Annotated in this window: 19 protein-coding genes; 6 read left to right on the top strand and 13 right to left on the bottom strand. The window is 72.7% G+C overall.

Annotated elements, in window-relative coordinates; translation table 11 throughout:
- Positions 1-118 precede the first annotated feature (118 nt).
- Positions 119-673 (top strand): PPA1309 family protein, encoded by a 555-nt coding sequence (locus tag ABD262_RS02200; RefSeq protein ID WP_344130468.1) that lies wholly within the window; start codon positions 119-121, stop codon positions 671-673.
- Positions 674-726: 53 nt separating this feature from the next.
- Here ABD262_RS02200 and ABD262_RS02195 read toward each other — a convergent pair whose 3' ends face one another.
- The 3 genes from ABD262_RS02195 to ABD262_RS02185 are packed head-to-tail and all read right to left on the bottom strand — an operon-like array spanning position 727 to position 3484.
- Positions 727-1878 (bottom strand): YlbL family protein, encoded by a 1152-nt coding sequence (locus ABD262_RS02195; protein WP_344130465.1) that lies wholly within the window; start codon positions 1876-1878, stop codon positions 727-729.
- Positions 1875-2327, bottom strand: coding sequence for a molybdenum cofactor biosynthesis protein MoaE (locus ABD262_RS02190; RefSeq protein ID WP_344130462.1), 453 nt, complete (start codon positions 2325-2327; stop codon positions 1875-1877). Before ABD262_RS02190 ends, ABD262_RS02195 begins: the two co-directional genes overlap by 4 nt.
- Complete coding sequence (locus ABD262_RS02185; RefSeq protein WP_344130459.1) at positions 2324-3484, bottom strand: NAD-dependent epimerase/dehydratase family protein; 1161 nt, start codon at positions 3482-3484, stop codon at positions 2324-2326. Before ABD262_RS02185 ends, ABD262_RS02190 begins: the two co-directional genes overlap by 4 nt.
- A gap of 61 nt (positions 3485-3545) precedes the next feature.
- Between ABD262_RS02185 and ABD262_RS02180 the strand changes: the two genes are divergently transcribed.
- The gene (locus ABD262_RS02180; protein WP_344130456.1) at positions 3546-5054 is read left to right on the top strand and encodes a zinc-dependent metalloprotease; all 1509 of its coding nucleotides are present in this window, start codon (positions 3546-3548) and stop codon (positions 5052-5054) included.
- Positions 5051-5635, top strand: a complete 585-nt coding sequence (locus ABD262_RS02175) for an NUDIX hydrolase (protein ID WP_344130453.1) — start codon at positions 5051-5053, stop codon at positions 5633-5635. The genes ABD262_RS02180 and ABD262_RS02175 overlap by 4 nt, the downstream gene beginning before the upstream one ends.
- Before the next feature lie 25 nt (positions 5636-5660).
- Here ABD262_RS02175 and ABD262_RS02170 read toward each other — a convergent pair whose 3' ends face one another.
- From ABD262_RS02170 to ABD262_RS02150, 5 genes are all read right to left on the bottom strand, one after another.
- The gene (locus tag ABD262_RS02170) at positions 5661-6230 is read right to left on the bottom strand and encodes a M48 metallopeptidase family protein (protein WP_344130450.1); all 570 of its coding nucleotides are present in this window, start codon (positions 6228-6230) and stop codon (positions 5661-5663) included.
- Between the two features lie 127 nt (positions 6231-6357).
- A complete protein-coding gene (locus ABD262_RS02165) occupies positions 6358-7425 on the bottom strand; it encodes a phosphotransferase family protein (RefSeq protein ID WP_344130447.1) in 1068 nt (355 codons plus the stop codon).
- Positions 7422-8183, bottom strand: coding sequence for an SDR family NAD(P)-dependent oxidoreductase (locus ABD262_RS02160; protein ID WP_344130444.1), 762 nt, complete (start codon positions 8181-8183; stop codon positions 7422-7424). Before ABD262_RS02160 ends, ABD262_RS02165 begins: the two co-directional genes overlap by 4 nt.
- The gene (locus tag ABD262_RS02155; RefSeq protein WP_344130441.1) at positions 8180-9430 is read right to left on the bottom strand and encodes an acyl-CoA dehydrogenase family protein; all 1251 of its coding nucleotides are present in this window, start codon (positions 9428-9430) and stop codon (positions 8180-8182) included. Before ABD262_RS02155 ends, ABD262_RS02160 begins: the two co-directional genes overlap by 4 nt.
- A gap of 76 nt (positions 9431-9506) precedes the next feature.
- Complete coding sequence (locus ABD262_RS02150) at positions 9507-10331, bottom strand: enoyl-CoA hydratase/isomerase family protein (RefSeq protein WP_344130438.1); 825 nt, start codon at positions 10329-10331, stop codon at positions 9507-9509.
- A gap of 131 nt (positions 10332-10462) precedes the next feature.
- Here ABD262_RS02150 and ABD262_RS02145 point away from each other — a divergent pair, with 131 nt between their 5' ends.
- The 3 genes from ABD262_RS02145 to ABD262_RS02135 all read left to right on the top strand — a co-directional run bounded on the left by ABD262_RS02145 (position 10463) and on the right by ABD262_RS02135 (position 13085).
- Positions 10463-10621 carry a DUF5679 domain-containing protein gene (locus ABD262_RS02145; RefSeq protein WP_091788997.1) on the top strand — a complete coding sequence of 53 codons (159 nt, stop codon included), beginning with the start codon at positions 10463-10465 and terminating at the stop codon, positions 10619-10621.
- A gap of 131 nt (positions 10622-10752) precedes the next feature.
- Positions 10753-11751: a hypothetical protein gene (locus tag ABD262_RS02140; protein ID WP_344130430.1), complete on the top strand. Its 999-nt coding sequence runs from the start codon at positions 10753-10755 to the stop codon at positions 11749-11751.
- The gene (locus ABD262_RS02135) at positions 11748-13085 is read left to right on the top strand and encodes an ABC1 kinase family protein (RefSeq protein ID WP_344130427.1); all 1338 of its coding nucleotides are present in this window, start codon (positions 11748-11750) and stop codon (positions 13083-13085) included. The genes ABD262_RS02140 and ABD262_RS02135 overlap by 4 nt, the downstream gene beginning before the upstream one ends.
- 24 nt (positions 13086-13109) lie before the next feature.
- Here the strand turns inward: ABD262_RS02135 and ABD262_RS02130 are convergent, their stop codons facing one another.
- The 5 genes from ABD262_RS02130 to ABD262_RS02110 form a co-directional block, all read right to left on the bottom strand.
- Positions 13110-13439 carry a hypothetical protein gene (locus ABD262_RS02130; protein WP_344130424.1) on the bottom strand — a complete coding sequence of 110 codons (330 nt, stop codon included), beginning with the start codon at positions 13437-13439 and terminating at the stop codon, positions 13110-13112.
- Between the two features lie 2 nt (positions 13440-13441).
- Positions 13442-14035, bottom strand: coding sequence for an HhH-GPD-type base excision DNA repair protein (locus ABD262_RS02125; protein WP_344130421.1), 594 nt, complete (start codon positions 14033-14035; stop codon positions 13442-13444).
- Positions 14036-14205: 170 nt separating this feature from the next.
- Entirely contained in the window at positions 14206-15687 is a 1482-nt protein-coding gene (locus ABD262_RS02120) for an alkaline phosphatase family protein (RefSeq protein ID WP_344130418.1), read from the bottom strand.
- A 106-nt stretch (positions 15688-15793) separates the two neighbouring features.
- Complete coding sequence (locus ABD262_RS02115; RefSeq protein ID WP_344130415.1) at positions 15794-15925, bottom strand: hypothetical protein; 132 nt, start codon at positions 15923-15925, stop codon at positions 15794-15796.
- Between the two features lie 167 nt (positions 15926-16092).
- Positions 16093-16380: a WhiB family transcriptional regulator gene (locus ABD262_RS02110; RefSeq protein ID WP_344130412.1), complete on the bottom strand. Its 288-nt coding sequence runs from the start codon at positions 16378-16380 to the stop codon at positions 16093-16095.
- Positions 16381-16601 lie beyond the last annotated feature (221 nt).

Here is a 16601-nt window from a genome sequence, read left to right as displayed (position 1 = left end):
GCGACCGCCCGCGGTGGTCGCCTGCTGTAGTGGGTCCAACTTACCGAGCGCTCCTCGGGTTCCCACGACACCCTTGGACACGGTTCGGCGCCACCTGTGCACCGACTGGGTATGCCGCATGCGGCACCATGGGCGGGTGAGCCAGACCTCCCGCCCCGTCGCCGACCCGCTGTCCATCGCCGCCCTGGACACCGAACGCCACGTCGCCGCCTCCGGGTGGGACCAGAACCCGCGGCTGTTCGCCCTGGTGCCGACCGCCGAGCTGCTCGAGCGCGAGCCGCACCTGCGCGCCCAGATGCGCGGCTCCGACCTGGCCGAGGGCGCGCTGAGTGCCATCGAGCAGGAGGACCTCCCCCCCACCTCGAACCTCGAGAGCCTGCTGGGCGGCATCGCCTGGCCCGACAGCGTGGTCGGCGCAGCCCTCGCGGTCGAGCGGATCGTCGTCCCGCCCGAGGCCGAGCGCGACCTGCCGGCCCACACCGAGTCGGCGGTCGACGCCCTGGCCGCCCACCCCGGCCGTCAGGACGTGCGGCTGCTCGTCGCCGTGACGCGCGACGGGCAGAGCCGCTGCCTCCTGCGGCAGCGAGCCAACGACAGCGACGACAAGGTCGCCCTCGGCGACGAGATCGCCCCGGGCCTGGTCCACGCGCTCAAGGCGACCCTGCAGGGCTGAGCCGGCCGCGCGGCATACCCACTGCGCCCCATACCCAACTGTGGGCCACGCCCTCAGCGCGTGCAGGTGGGGAGCGAGTCGGTCCGCTGGTCTGCGATCGCCTCGACCGCGGTCCTCGCCTCGTCGAAGGTGGCGATCCTGACCACCCGCAGGCCGTCGGGCACGTGGCCGACGACCTCGTCGCAGTTGTCGGCGGGGGCGAGGAACCACTTGGCGCCGCCGTCGTGCGCGCCGACGAGCTTCTGGCGGATGCCGCCGATCGGTCCGACCTGGCCCTTGGCGTTGATCGTCCCGGTGCCGGCGATCTGCTGGCCGCCGGTCAGCGGACCGGGGGTCAGCGTGTCGTAGACGGCCAGCGAGAACATCGTGCCGGCCGAGGGTCCACCGACGTCACCGGCGTTGATCTTCACGTCGATCGGGAACTCGAAGCGGACGCCGAGGAAGACGCCGACCGTCGCCCGGCCGTCGGCCGCGCGGGTCTTGGCCTCGACCGTGACCGGCTTGCCGTCGCGGACCAGGCCGAGGGCCACGGTCTCCCCCGCCCGGTGGGCCCCGACGCCGTCGCGGACGCCGCTCGAGTCCGACACCGCCTTGCCGTCGACCGAGACGATCTCGTCGCCGGCCCTGAGCAGGCTGGCCGACGGCGCGTCCTTCGCGACCTGGGCGATGACGACGTGCTCGGTCACCTTCTGCCCGACCGCCTTGAGCGCCACCGCGACCGCCTCCTGCTGGGAGTCGATCATCTCGGCGGCGCTCTCCTCCTCGACCTGCTTGCCGGTCACGCCCTTCGGGAAGTACAGCTCCTCGTCGACGATGTCCTCGCTCGGACGGATCGCCGCAGCCAGCAGGTCCCAGACGGTGACCTTGTAGCCGGGCCCCCCGGCGATCCGCACGGTCGTGAAGTCGAGGGCGCCCTGCGTGGGGTAGGTCGGGGCGCCGGAGACCGTGATCAGCTGCTGGCCCGAGAGCTTGCCGAGGGTGTTCGTGATCGGGCCGGGCTTCATGATGACGTAAGGCAGGCCGACCATCACCGACAGCGCTCCGAGCGCGATCGCCAGGAAGAACCCGACCAGGCTGGCGATGGACCTGCGGCTGAGCCGGTGCGGGTCGGCGACGGCCGGACCCGCTCCTGTGGCCGAGTCAGCAGGGTCAGCGGGCTCAGGAGGGTCCGGCCGGACGGTCGGCTCGTGCGGAGGCGTGGTCACGGCAGCCCCACCCACTCGTCGCTGCCATCGGTGAAGAGCTGGTGCTTCCAGATCGGGACCGTCCCCTTGAGGGTGTCGATGAGGTCGCGACAGGCGTCGAAGGCCTCACCGCGGTGGGGCGCCGAGACAGCCGCCACGACGGCGAGGTCGCCGATCTCCAGGTGCCCCACCCGGTGCACGGCGGCGAGCCGGGCCACCTCGTGCCGACCCGCGACCTCGGCGCAGACCCGGCCCAGTGACTCCACGACGCTGGGGTGGGCGGAGTAGTCCAGGGCGGAGACGTCGGCGCCGTGGTCGTGCTCGCGCACCACGCCGACGAACAGCGCGATGCCCCCGCACCGGGGGTGCTGCACCGCCTTGAGCACCTCGTCGACGCTGAGCGGCTCGTCGCGGACGTCGCTGAGCACCACCATGGGCTCGCTGTCGAGCTCCCTGACCGGATCGGTCATGCCGTTGAACCTTTCCTGCGGCGTCGCCGCATGATTGCCGCCGTGCCCACGAGCGCCACGGCGGCGCTGGCCGCTCCCAGAGCGGCATCCTTGCGGTCCAGTCTGCGTGCTGCCACCGCGTGCGAGCCCCGGATCGTCTCCAGGAGCACGCCGAGACACGTCTCGTTGTCATGGACCGGCACCCAACCGCGCCCCACCATCGTGCGGGCGGAGACCGCCCAGGGAAAGGCCACGAACGCGAGGTCGCTGGCAGGTGCCGGCAACACCCCAACGCGGTGCAGGCGGTCGGCGGTTCCCATCGCGGCCCCGAGGCTGAGCTCGACCTGGCGCATGCCGGTCAGCCGTTCGAGGTCACGCTGGGTCAGGTGGCCCTCGGCCCCGACCGTCACGGCGCCCTCCACGCCCTGGGCGAGGACCAGCGCCACCGCGGACCCCAGGTCGTCGACGTGGCAGAACTGCCACGCGGGCTCCGCGCCGCGCAGGGTCAGCAGACGAGGCGCCTCGAAGTGCCGGGTCACGACCGTGTCGACGCCGTCACCCACCAGCGCGGCAGGGCGCACGGCGGTGATGGTCAGCCCGGGGTGGACGTCGCGGGCCACCGCGATGAGCTGCTCGACGTCCATCAGGTCGCCGACCTGGCCTTCGTCGGAGGCGGCCCGCAGGGGGGCGTCGTCGTCCAGCGGGACAGGGTTGTCGGGATGGGCGCCGTAGGTCTGCGCAGAGGTCACGACCACGAGGTGCCGGAGCCCGGCAGCCGCCGCCGAGGTGATGACGGTCTGCGCGACCCGCAGGTTGCGCTCGCGGCGGGCTCGGGCGCCGAGGGCCAGGTCGCGGGTGAGGTTGGTGCTCACGGCCACGTATGCCGCGGCGTGCAGCCCGGCGAGCGCCGCGGCCAGGCTCGGGTTGCCGGGGTCGGCCCGGCGGAACTCGACCCCGCCGACCGCCGGGGCGTCGGTGCCCACTGCCACGACGGTGCCGACCCGCGCCTCTCCCTCGGCGCCCCCGGGTCGTGCCGTGGTCGTGCCCCGGGCCGCGCCAGAGACCAGGGCGCGCAGCACCGCGCGACTCGCCGGGTCGGCCGTGCCGATCACCGCGACGTCGATCGCGCTACGCCGCGAGCGAACGGCGCCCCGTCCAGCCCGCCCGGGGGAACTCACTGTGGCCTCCGCGTGGTTGTCTAGTGAGAGACCATCCTCTCAGGACCGCTGAGGAGCAGTTGTGCCCGACCTTCCCCGTGACCGTGACGACCAGCCTGACGACCAGCCTGACGACCAGCCTGACGGCCAGCACGACGACCAGCACGACGAGTTCGACGACTCCTCCCCCGACCCGTCCGACGCCCCCTCCGGCGACCCGTTCGGCGACGCGCTGTCGCCGGAGATCCAGGAGGTGCTCGCCCGACTGACCGGCGGCCAGGTCGACCCCGACATGGCCAAGGCCCTCAAGGACATGGGCATCGAGCAGGTCGACCCGGCGATGCTGCAGATGATGGTCGGCCAGATGCAGTCGATGTTCGCCGGCAACGACACCGACGCCTTCAACCTCACGCTGGCCACCGACACCGCGCGCAAGACGGTGTCCGAGGCCGGCGACTCGGTGGTCGGCGACGCTGCCCAGCGCCAGCTGGACCAAGCCGTCCAGGTGGCCGAGCTGTGGCTCGACGAGGTGACCGCCTTCGAGGCCCCGGGCATCTCCACGCACGCGTGGAGCCGCGCCGAGTGGGTCGAGGCGACGATGGCCACGTGGGGCACGCTCGTCGAACCGGTCGCCGAGGGCGTGGGTCGGGCCGTCGGCGACGCCATGCGCACCCAGCTCCGACAGCTCGGTGAGACTGGCCTGCCCGAGGGCCTCCTGCCGGCCGGGATGGACCCCGCGGCGATGCTCGGCCAGATGGAGCCGATGCTGGCCAAGATGAGCGGTGCGATGTTCGGGCTGCAGGTCGGCCAGGCCGTCGGCACCCTCGCCACCGAGACCGTCAGCGGCACCGAGGTCGGGCTTCCCCTGGTGGCCGACCGGTCGGTCGCACTGCTGCCGGCCAACGTCGAGGCCTTCGCCGAGGGCCTCGGGGTGGACCTCGACCAGGTGCGCATCTACCTCGCGGTCCGGGAGGCCGCGCGGGTGCGCCTGTTCTCGGAGGTCCCGTGGATCGGGCCGCAGCTGGTCGCCGCCGTCCGCGACTACGCCCGCGACATCAGCATCGACACCGACCGCATCGAGACGGCACTGCAGTCCGTCGACGCCAGTGACGCCTCCGCCCTCCAGTCCGCCCTCCAGGACCAGCTGTTCCGCCCCGACCCCAGCCCGGCACAGCGCGCCGCGCTGGCCAGGCTCGAGACCTACCTCGCACTGGTCGAGGGCTGGGTCGACGTCGTGGCCGACCGTGCCACTCGCGACCACCTCCCGCAGTCCGCGGCGCTCGGGGAGGCCGTCCGCCGCCGTCGGGCCACCGGGGGCCCGGCCGAGAAGGCCTTCGCCGGGCTCGTGGGCCTGGAGCTGCGGCCCCGCCGGCTGCGCGACGCCGCGAACCTCTGGGCAGCCCTCGAGGCCAGGCACGGAGCCAACGGTCGCGACGCCGGCTGGGGTCACCCCGATGTCGCCCCCACCGGCGCCGACCTCGACGACCCGCTCGGCTACGTCGAGCGCTTCGGCACCTCTGAGAGCGCCGACCTCGACGCGGCGCTCGACGAGCTGCTCCGCGAGGGCGAGGGCGACGAGGGCGGGCGGTGACGGCGCCGTCGACCGGCGTGCCCACGGCATACCTCGCGTTGCGGGCGGACGCCCAGCGCGTCCTCGAGGGCTGGACCGCCCCGGACGCCGGCCAGGAACGGCTGCGGGTCGAGCTGCTCGCGCACTGCGCGGAGCACCCGGACGCGATGGCGAAGCAGGGGCCACCCGCGCACCTCACCGCGAGCGCGCTGGTGCTGAACCGCTCCCTCGACAGGGTGCTGCTCACCCTGCACGCCAAGGCCGGGCTGTGGCTGCAGTTCGGAGGTCACTTCGAGCCGGGCGACGCGTCGGTGCTGGCCGCGGCGACGCGTGAGGCCCGCGAGGAGTCCGGCATCGCCGACCTCGAGCTGCACCCGCAGCTGGCCCACCTCGACCGGCACGCGTTGCTCGCCTCGGGGTTCGGACGGTGCCGGGAGCACCTCGACCTGCGTTACGTCGGCGTCACCGACGACGAGGACGGGTATGCCGTGAGCGACGAGTCGCTCGACGTCGCCTGGTGGCCGGTGGACGCGCTTCCCGAGGCCAGCGGCGAGGAGATCCGCCCCCTGGCTGAGGCGGCCCGGCGGGTGCTCGCCACCTAGCCCGCGCCGCACCCGTCGCCGGACGTCAGTCGCTGGGCCCGAAGTCGAGGGCGGCCTGACCGAGCTCGTCGAGCTCGGTCTCACCGTCGGACAGGTCGAGCCCGGCGGTCGCGGCGACGCCCTCGAGGTAGCCACGCGCCCGCTCGAGGCGCGGGTAGCCCTCCAGCAACCGCCAGAAGTCGGGCCCGTGACCGGGCGAGAGCAGGTGGGCCAGCTCGTGGAGGATCACGTAGTCGAGCACGAACCCCGGCATGCCCCTGACCCGCGTGGAGATCCGGATCGTGCCGTCGGCGGGGGTGCACGAGCCCCAGCGGGAGTTCTGGTTGGTCACCCAGCGGATGCTGGCCGGCTTCGCCTGGCCACCGAGGTAGCGCTGCGACAGCTCGGCCGACCGGGTGCGCAGCTGGGCGTCGCTGGGCCGCCGCTTCTTGTCACCCGTGGCCAGCCGCTCGAGCATCGTGTCGACCCACTGCTGCTCCTCGGCCTTGGTGAACCGGGCCGGGATCAGCACGATGGTGCGACCGCCCTCGCGGTAGGCGCTGACGGTGCGGCGGCGCTTGCGGCTTCGCCGGACCTCGATGTCTGGAATCCCCATGCCACCACGATAGGCGAGCACACCGACATGGACCGTGACCCGCGCCACGACGGCCGCGCCGCACGGACCGCGGCGAGGCCCACGAATGGCGCACGCAGGACCCATGCGGGGTTGCGGGTGACCCTGGTCAGGCCAGCAGGTGGGCCAGCCTGCGGTCGAGCACCCGCACGGCCGGTCCGAAGCCGGCGTACGCCTCGTTGGTGGTCTGACCGTTGGCGTAGCGGTAGAAGATCTGTTGGGCGATGACCGCGAGCCGGAAGACGCCGTAGGCCTCGTAGAAGACGGCGTCCTCCGCGCTGACCTCGCGGCCCGCTCGCGCGCAGTAGCCCGCGACGAGCTCGGCGCGGGTGAGCATGCCCGGCAGGTGGGTGGGCACGCGCCGGAAGCTCTGGAAGTCGGCGTCGTCGTCGGCCTGCACCCAGTAGGCCAACGCGGCGCCGAGGTCCATCAGCGGATCGCCGACGGTGGCCATCTCCCAGTCGAAGATGCCCACGATGCGAGTGGGGTCGTCGTCCGCGAGGACGAGGTTGTCGAGCTTGTAGTCGTTGTGGATCACGCAGCTGGCGACATCGGTGGGCTGGTGCCGGTCGAGCCACGCCATCGCCCGCTCGAGGTCGGGCTGGCCGGGCGTGTGGGCCCGGCGGTAGCGGGCCGACCAGCCCTCGACCTGGCGGCGCACGTAGCCGTCGCCCTTGCCGAGGGTGTCGAGCCCGGCGCCGGCGGGGTCGACCGAGTGCAGCTCCACCAGGACGTCCAGCATCGACTCGCACAGGGCCCGCGCCTGGGCCGGCGTGAGCTCGACCGGCATCTCCCTGCGCGGCACGGTGCCGACGAGGCGCTCCATCACGTAGAAGTCGCTGCCGAGCACCGAGGGCTCGTCACACATCGCGACCATCGTTGCGACGTAAGGGAAGACAGGGCCGAGCGTTGCCTGGATGCGGTGCTCGCGACCCATGTCGTGGGCGCCCTTCGCCTTGGTGCCACTCGGCCCACGACGAAGCACGAGGTCGAGTCCCGGGAAGCGCAGGAGGTACGTCAGGTTGGAGGCGCCGCCCGAGAACTGGAGCACCTCCGGCTCCCCCGCCAGCCCCGCGGCATACTCCTCGGCGGCGTGGGCGCGCAGCCACGTCACCGCCGCGTCGACGTCGAAGGCGTCCTCGGAGCGCACCGGCCTGGCGCCGGTGACGTCGCTCACTGCTCCTCCGCGAGCCGCGACGCCTGGTGTCGCATCAAGGTGTCGTAGGCCGCCCGGTCGCCCCACTTGAGCGCGAAGGCCTGACGGGCCGGTTCGTCCGGGACGATGACATCGTCGCCGTTCGCGATCCCCTCCAGCACCGCCGCGGCCACCTCGTCGGCCGTCACGGTCGAACGCTCGATCATCCCCGCCACGACGCGCCCGACCCGTTGGTCGGAGCCGCGCATCGAGCTGAGCAGGTTGGTCTTGAAGTAGGAGGGGCAGACCGCAGATGCCTTGACACCGAAGGGATGCAGCTCGTGCCCGGTCGTCTCCGTGAAGGCCACGACGGCAGCCTTGACCGCGTTGTAGGAGCCCATGCCGGCGGCGTGGACCAGTCCCGCGAGCGAGGCGACGTTGACCACGTGGCCGGACCCCTGCTGCTTGAACATCGGCGTGAAGGTGCGCGTGCCCCGGACCACACCGAGCAGGTTGACGTCGATGATCCGGTGCCACTCCTCGATGGTCGACAGCTCGATGCGCCCGCCTCCGGCGATGCCGGCGTTGTTGACGAGGACGTCGAGGCCGCCCCAGGCCTGCTGGACGTGGACCAGGGCCGCCGCCCAGTCGTCGTCGGACGTGGTGTCGAGGACGAGGCCCACCCCTTCTGCGTCATTGACGTCGGTCACCAGGACCGCGTCACCGACGGCGCGGAAGGCGCTGGCGAGGGCGGCCCCCAGACCGGAGGCTCCCCCGGTCACGAGCACCCGCCGGCTCACTGGTGCTTCCCGAGCTCGATGCGGCCCACGACGCTGCGGTGGACCTCGTCGGGTCCGTCAGCCAGCCGCAGGGAGCGCGCGCCCACCCAGGCGGCGGCGAGGGGGAAGTCGGCCGTCATGCCACCGCCGCCGTGCAGCTGGACCGCGAGGTCGATGACGTCGAGCGCCATCGCGGGCACCTCGACCTTGATCTCGCTGACGGCGGACAGCGCCTCGCGGGAGGCGCCCTGGTCGAGCAGCCAGGCCGCGTGCATGACGAGCAGGCGCGAACGGTTGATGGCTATCCGGGCGTCGGCGATGCGCTCGAGGTTGCCGCCCAGCTTCGCGATCGGCTTGCCGAAGGCGGTGCGCTCGAGGGCCCGTTGACAGGCCAGCTCGAGCGCGCGCTCCGCCAGGCCGATCGCCCGCATGCAGTGGTGGACGCGACCTGGCCCCAGACGGCCCTGGGCGATCTCGTAGGCACGGCCGGGACCGAGCAGGATGTTCGCGGCCGGCACCCGGACGTCGGTGAAGGACACCTCGCCGTGGCCCAGGGGCTCGTCGTAGTAGCCCATCGTCGAGAGCATCCGCTCGACCTTCACGCCGGGGGCGTCGCGCGGGACCAGCACCATCGTGTGGCGGGAGTGCCGGTCGGCGCCGGGGTCGGACAACCCCATGAACACGAGGATCCTGCACTCGGGGTTGCCGATGCCGGTCGAGAACCACTTGCGGCCGTTGACGACCACCTCGGCACCGTCGACGACCGCGGTGGCCGCCATGTTGGTGGCGTCGGAGGAGGCCACCTCGGGCTCGGTCATGCAGAAGGCGCTGCGGATCCGGGCGTCGAGCAGTGGCTCGAGCCACGTCTGCTGCTGCTCCGGCGAGCCGTACTTGAGGAGCACCTCCATGTTGCCGGTGTCGGGCGCGTTGCTGTTGAACACCAGCGGTGCGATCGCCGAGCGGCCCATCACCTCGGCCACCGGCGCGTAGTCGACGTTCGAGAGGCCCTGTCCGCCGTCGGTACCGAACTGCGCCGCATACCCTCCGGCGTGCTCCTTGGGCAGGAAGAGGTTCCACAGGCCCTGCGTCCGCGCCTTGGCCTGCAGCTCCTTGATGACCGGCGAGGGCGTCCACGGGTCACCACCACTCTCGCGCCTGCTCTGGATCTCGGCGTGCAGCCCGGCCTCGACCGGCTCGATCTCGGTGTCGAGGAAGGCACGGACGCGGTCGCGCAGGTCGGTGGCGCGCGGTGACAGGGAGAAATCCATGCTCCCGACCCTAGTGAAGACCCTCGTGAAGGCCCTCGTGAAGGCCCCAGCGTCGGGTCAAGGCCCCAGCGTCGGGTCAGCGGCCGTGGAAGGTCGGCCGGCGTTTGGCCGCGGCAGCCGCGATGCCCTCGTGCAGGTCCTCGGTCGCGAGGGTGACGGCCTGCGCGAGCGCCTCCCACTGGAGCGCGTCCTCGAACGTCGCGGGGCCACCGCCGCGCAGGGCCTGCAGCGTCAGCCGGGTGGCGACGGGCGCGGCAGCCGCGATGCGCTCGGCGGCGGCGATCGCCTCGGGCAGCACCTCGGCCACCGGCAGGGCGCGCGACACCAGTCCGAGCCCGGCCGCCTCCGCCCCGCTGACGACGCGACCGGTGAGCAGGAGGTCCCGGGCCACCGCGTGACCCGCGACGTCGGGCAGGGACCAGGTCGTCGCCATCCCCGGGTGCAACCCGAGGGAGGTGAACGGCACGCCGACCTGCGCGTCAGTGGCGGCATACCGCAGGTCGCAGGCCAGGGCCACGGCGAACCCGGCGCCGATCGCCGCGCCGTTGACGGCCGCGATCGTGGGCACCTCGAGGTCGCGGATCGAGAGCCACGAGCGGTAGAAGGTGAGCATCCGGTCGCGGAGCACGCTGACCGGGGCGTCGGGGTCCTGGACGATCCACGAGAGGTCGCCACCGGCGCTGAACGCCGGCGCCGCGCCGGTCACCACGACCGCCGCGAGCGACGCGTCCGTGCGCAGCAGCCCCATCAGCCTCGTCCAGGAGGCCGTCATGGCCGTGCTCATCGAGTTGCGTCGATCTGGGAGGTCGAGGGTCACCACCGCGATCCGGCGCCCCGAGGCCTCCCGGGAATCCACCCGCAGGTCCTCGAACTGGCTCTCCCACCACGGCTGCGTGCTCATGGGGCGAAGACTAGGGGTGGGCGCTGAGCACGACGCACAGGCCCCCCTTGCGCGATTTTGTGCTCAGCATGGTCTAAGTTGGCCGAAGTCCGACGGCGCACCGTGTGCCGTGAACAAGAGGAGACATGGCGATGGCTGAAGAGACCTACAAGGGCGAGTTCTACTGCGTGAAGTGCAAGGAGAAGCGCGAGGCCGAGGGCCGTGTCGTGGAGACCAACGGTCGCCGCATGGCCAAGGGTGTGTGCCCCGTGTGTGGCACCAACCTCAACCGCATTCTCGGCAAGGCCTGACACCAGGCTTTCCCAACGCGAGGGGCGGCACCGACCAGCTGGTCGGTGCCGCCCCTCGCGGCGTCCCGGACCGCGCCCGTGCCTGTGGATGGCGGGCCGGGCCACCAGCGCCCTGTGCGAGATTGGGCCGCGTGACCGGACCCGCACTCCTGAAGACGCTGTGGCCGGTGCTGCGCCGCAGCGCGGACAGCGTCCAGTTCGGCACCGATCCCGCCCACGCGAAGGTGCTGGAGGGTCTCCACCCCGATGAGGTCGACGCGCTGCAGGCCCTCGACGGCACGCGCGAGCTGCCGGCGGTGCTGCGGACCCCGACCGGCCGTGACCTGCTCGACCTGCTGCTGGCCCACCGCCTGGTCGGGCCGGCCACGGCGCCGCTACCGCACCCTCCGACGGTCCGCACCCTGCTCGCCCACGACACGCAGGCGGCGCTGCGCACCGCCACCAGACCGAGCCATGGGTATGCCGCGCTGGCGCACCGACACGCCGCGCACCTCCTCGTCGTCGGCCGCGGCGACCTGCCCCGCGTCGTGGCCACCCGGCTGCGGCACGCGGGCATGGGCTCCGTGGCGCAGGGTGCCGAGGTCGCCGACGACTGGGAGCAGGCCGGCGCCCTTCCTCGGCGGGGCCGGGCCCAGGGACCCACGGCTCCAGCCCTGGTCGTCCTGGTCGGCAGCGGCGCGGTCGACTCGGCGACCGGCGCGCCGTGGCGAGCCCGCGGCACCCCCGTGCTGCCGGTGGTGCTGCACGGGCTGGAGGCGGTCGTCGGTCCGGTCGTCGAGCCGGGCGGGCCGTGCCTGCGCTGCCTCGACCTGGCCCGGGCAGACCTCGACCCGGCCTGGCCGGCCGTGCTCGGACAGCTCCTGCCGGTCGCGGTGGGGGCCGGGCCCGAGGTCAGCGGCGAGACCACCCTGGTCGCGATGGCGGGCGCGGTGGCCGCCATGGTGGCCCTGGCGGTCATCGACGGCCAGCCGGTCCCGCCGGGCCGTTCGCTGGAGTTCTCGCTGCCCTGGCCGGTGGTCCGTCAGCGCCGCTGGGAGCCGCACCCGAGGTGTGGATGTGGTGCTCGATCCGACCCGTCTTGGCGACCCGCTGACAGGGCGGGCCCCGCACAGGCGATGATGGCGGGGTGAACGAACTTCCTCGGCGCGCCGTCAGCCGCACGGCCCGTCTGGCCAGCCTGCCCCTCGGGTTCGCCGGACGCACCGCTGTGGGTTTCGGCAAGCGGGTCGGCGGCAAGCCCGCGGAGGCCGTGGCGGCCGAGCTCCAGGCGCGCACCGCCGAGCAGCTCTTCAAGGTCCTGGGCGAGCTCAAGGGCGGCGCGCTGAAGTTCGGGCAGGCCATGTCGGTCATGGAGGCCGCGCTCCCCGAGGAGATGGCCGGCCCCTACCGCGCGACCCTGACCAAGCTCCAGGAGGCGGCCCCACCCCTGCCCGCGACGACGGTGCACAAGGTGCTGGCCGAGGAGCTCGGGCCGCGGTGGCGGACCTCGAAGTTCCAGTCCTTCGACGACACGCCCGCGGCAGCCGCCTCGATCGGGCAGGTGCACAAGGCGGTCTGGCGCGACGGCCGTGAGGTCGCCGTCAAGATCCAGTACCCGGGAGCCGGCAAGGCCCTGCTCTCCGACCTCAACCAGCTCGCCAGGGTGGCTCGGCTGGCGGGCGGGTGGATCCCCGGCATGGACATCAAGCCGATCACCGACGAGCTCAAGTCACGGATGAGCGAGGAGCTCGACTACAACCTCGAGGCCGCCAACCAGCGCACCTTCGCCAAGGCGTTCCGCGACGACCCGCACTACGCGGTCCCCGATGTCCTGGTCCACAGCGAGCACGTCATCGTCTCGGAGTGGATGGACGGCATCCCGCTGTCCCAGATCGTCGCGTCAGGCACCCCCGAGCAGCGCAACGCCGCCTCAGCCCTCTACATGGCGTTCCTGCTGGTCGGCCCGGCCCGGGCGGGCCTGCTGCACGCCGACCCCCACCCCGGCAACTTCCGGCTGCTGCCCGACGGGCGCCTCGGGGTCATCGACTTCGGCGCGGTCAACCGCCTGCCGTCGGGCCTCCCCCCGGCGATGGGGTCGCTGGTCAGCGCGGCGCTGCGGTCCGAGGCGGGTCAGCTCGAGCAGGGCCTGCGGTCCGAGGGGTTCATCAAGCCCTCGATGTCACTCGACGCCGAGGCGTTGCTGGACTACCTGCAGCCGTTCATCGAGCCCCTGACCCACTCGGAGTTCACCTTCAGCCGACCGTGGCTGCGGGGCGTGGCGGCCCACGTCAACGACATCCGCCGGCCCGAGTTCCTGGTCGGCATGAAGCTCAACCTGCCACCCTCGTACCTGCTGATCCACCGGGTCTGGCTGGGCGGGATCGGCGTGCTGTGCCAGCTGGGCGGGACCGTCGCGGCTCGGCAGATCGTGGTCGACCACATGCCCGGCATGCAGCTGCAGCACCTCCCACCGCCCATCGAGTGAGGGGCCGCCGACTCCGCCTGGTGGTCACCACCAGGCGGAGTCGAGCTTGCCCTCGATGCTGCGCAGGTGCTCCCGGCTGCACCGGTCACAGGTCCAGACCTCCCGACCGTGCTCGGTGCCGCGGGTCCACGTGATCGCCGCGAGGGCCGGGTCACCCGCCACGGACCCACAGGTCGAGCACACCGGCGGCGGCCCGGCGGCCTCGGTGGCCCCGTCAGCCGTGGTGGCCCCGTCAGCCTCGGTCTCCCTGTCGGCACCGGAGACGTCGTCAGCACGGTTGGCGTCGTCGGCACGGTTGGCGTCGTCGGCACCGTCGGCGATGTCCGCACCGGCGGCTCCACCGGGTCCGGCCACGACTACTTCTTCGTCAGGGCAGCGTCCTTGGCCTTCGCCGCGGCCTTGGCTGCCTGCTTGAACTCGCGCACCTTCGCCAGCGACGCGGCGTCGACCACGTCGGCCACCGACCGGTACGACCCGTCCTCGGCGTACGGCCCGATGGCCTCCTGCCAGCCGGGCGGTCGCATCTCGAGCTGCTTGCCGACCAGCGCCGCGAAGATGCGGGCCTTCTGGTCACCGAAGCCGGGCAGCGCCTTGAGCCGCTCGACCAGGTCGCGGGCGTCCTTCGCCTCGGTCCAGATCGTCTCGGCACGACCGTCGTACTGGTCGCGGACGACGGCGGCGAGCTGCTGCACGCGCCCGGCCATCGACCGGCCATAGCGGTGGATCGCCGGCGGGGTGGCGCACAGGTCGGCAAAGGCCTCCGCCTCGGCCGAGGCGATCGCATCGGGTGACAGGGTGCCGAACCGGCTGAGGATCTTCCAGGGTCCCCGGAAGGCGTGCTCCATCGGGTACTGCTGGTCGAGCAGCATCCCGACGAGCAGCGCGAACGGGTCGTTGCTCAGCACCTCGTCGGCGGCCTCGTCCTGGGCGATGCGGATCTGGGTAGCCATGCGGCCAGCCTAACGAGGGGGTCCGGGGGCGGGTAGGTGCCAGGTCCCACGACGACGCGTGCCGGGAGCCGCCCTGACCGATGGCGGCCCTGACCGGTGGCGGGCCTGACCGGTGGCGGGCCTGACCGGTGGCGGGCCCGGACGGTCGGCGGGCCCGCCCGTCGACGGGTTCAGAGGACGTAGACGAACCCCGGGCCCTCGTCGCGGTAGGCGATCCCGAGCGCGTCCAGTGCCGGCGTCCACGAACCGGTCACACTCGGGTCGGCTCCCTCGAACCCGTGGTCGGCCGTGAGCAGGAAGGTCACCTCGTCCAGAACCCCCAGCGCCTCGAGGTGGTCGAGGAAGACCACGAGCCGGGCGTCGCTCTGCCGCAGCGAGTCCCGCGCGATCACCGACCTGGGGCCGCCGCCGTGGTGCCCGGCGTCGGTCACGACGTGCGCCCACCAGGTCAGCGTCGGAGCGTCCTCGGCGGTCTCCCACAGCTGGAGCACCTGCTGCAGGCCCAAGTCGTCCACCTGCACGCTCCAGCGGAAGTACGCGTCCTCGAGGTGCTCGGGCGACACGACGAACGGGGAGCTGGCCGGGTCGGGGAGCAGGTCACCCAGGTCGGTGGCGGCCGACTCGAACCCGCCCGCCGCCCTCAGCAGCGCCATCGTCCCGTAGTCCGCGCCCCGGTCGATGGCCTCGTCGACGCTGGCGGTCCGGGTCGAACCACGGTGCGGCACATGGTCGTTCACCATCTCGAACACGGTGCGCACGCCGGGTCGGAGCCACTCCGCGCTGCGGTGCCAGCTCTCGGCGTCGTTGGGGACGACCCGCTCCTGCAGGGCACGGTCGAAGTACACGTTGCCCAGCACCCCGTGCCGCCCGGGGCCGACGCCGGTCAGGATCGAGGTGTGGTTGGTCAGCGTCACGCTCGGGAACTCCGCCACCGCGCCCCCGCGCAGCGCCAGCCCGCGCTCGATGAGGCGGGCCACCCCGGGGAGCTCGCCGGTCTGGGCGAGGTGGAGCAGGTCACCGCAGTGCGCCCCGTCCCAGAGGATGCCCACCACCCGCCGCGGCTGCCCGTCGGGCTGCGGCTCCAGGTATGCCGTGAGGGCCCGGCCGTCGAGCTCGGCACCCTCCGCGTCGCGCAGGTCGTGGGCCGGGACGCCCGACAGGACCGCGAGGGTCGGGGCGACGTCGACGAGGCGCGCGTGGTCGTCGACGAACCCGAGCTTCGCCACCCCCGACCCGGACATCACCAGGGGCGCGCGCGACTGGATGACGTCGAGCGAACCGTGCTCGCCCGGGTGACCGCCCTCGTCGACGAACCAGTGCCGCGGGGTGTGGATGACGGCGACGTCGGGGCTCCGGTCGACGTCGCCGAACAACGAGAGGATGCGCTGCGCGGCATACGGGTAGGCGTTGTCGGTGGACAGCCGCGGACCGGCAGCCGTGAGTTCCGCCTCGTAGGGCAGGAAGGCCATCGGGTCCTCGCTCGCCACGGGGTCGACCCCTGCCGTGACCTCGTGGCTCCCGTCCGAGTGCAGTCGGACCGTCCCCAGGTGGTTGGCAGCGTGTGCCACGCCGCCCTCGACCCACACCACCAGGTCGACGACAGCCGAGAGGTCGGGGGCGGTCAGGGCCTTGACCACGGCATCGCGGGACATGTGCGGACCATAACCAGTCGGGGGTCCCGGAGATCACCGAAGGCATGAAAGAACCCGCCGGGACGACTTCCAGAGCGGAAGGTCCCGGCGGGTTCGGGCACGGGGGTCACCGGGCCAGCATGCGAGACATGGCGAGCAGCAGCTCCTGCTGCGCCTGCGCCTCGAGCCGGCGCTGGTACTCCCGGTGACGGCGCCGTCGATGGGCGCGCGCCAGGTCGGCGTACAAGGCCTGGAACATGGTGAAGCTCCTGGTGTGTGGAAGGTGTTGTTCGGTGGTGTGAGCGGGGTCACGGGTCGGTCCCGCGGGGCCAGCTCCTGCGGCTGACCCCGCGATCACCTCTGCGGTGCCCCCGCCGATGGTCACGGTCGGCATGGTCACGGTCGGCATGGTCACGGTCGGCGTCATCAGGCGGCGACCGGGTTCTTGCGCGGCCGGCCCCTGGGCCGCTTGCGTGCGACGACGACCCCCTGGACGAAGAGCTCGCCGCCCCACACGCCCCACGGCTCGGACCGCTCGAGCGCGCCTGCGAGGCAGGCGGCCAGGGCCGGGCACGTGTGGCACAGCGACTTCGCGAACTCGACGTCGGCCGGGCTCTCGGCGAACCACATCTCGGCGTCGTTCTCTCGACACGGGATGCCGGCGCCCGCCGTCGCGGCCTGCTCGTTCAGGTCGTGGAGTGCGCTCAGATGCATCGGGTGTCACCTCCCTCTCGTCGTCCCGCCACGGTGGTGGCGGTCTTCACTGGTTCCGTCTGGCCGGTGGCTCCCCGGTCGGGGGCCGGCCCGTTCTCTTCGGTGTGGGACTTCATCTCTGTGGTGCTTCTTCCTGCTCGGTGGTGCGGAAGAAATCTGTTCGGACGACGCCTGCTCTGCACAGCCGCCGGCCCTGGACAAACAGAAAGGCCGCGGATCCC

It is taken from the genome of Pedococcus bigeumensis (genome assembly GCF_039531795.1).
GTDB classification, from domain to species: domain Bacteria; phylum Actinomycetota; class Actinomycetes; order Actinomycetales; family Dermatophilaceae; genus Pedococcus; species Pedococcus bigeumensis.
Note: the sequence above shows the minus strand (reverse complement) of the source record. Positions and strands in the feature narration are given on the sequence as shown.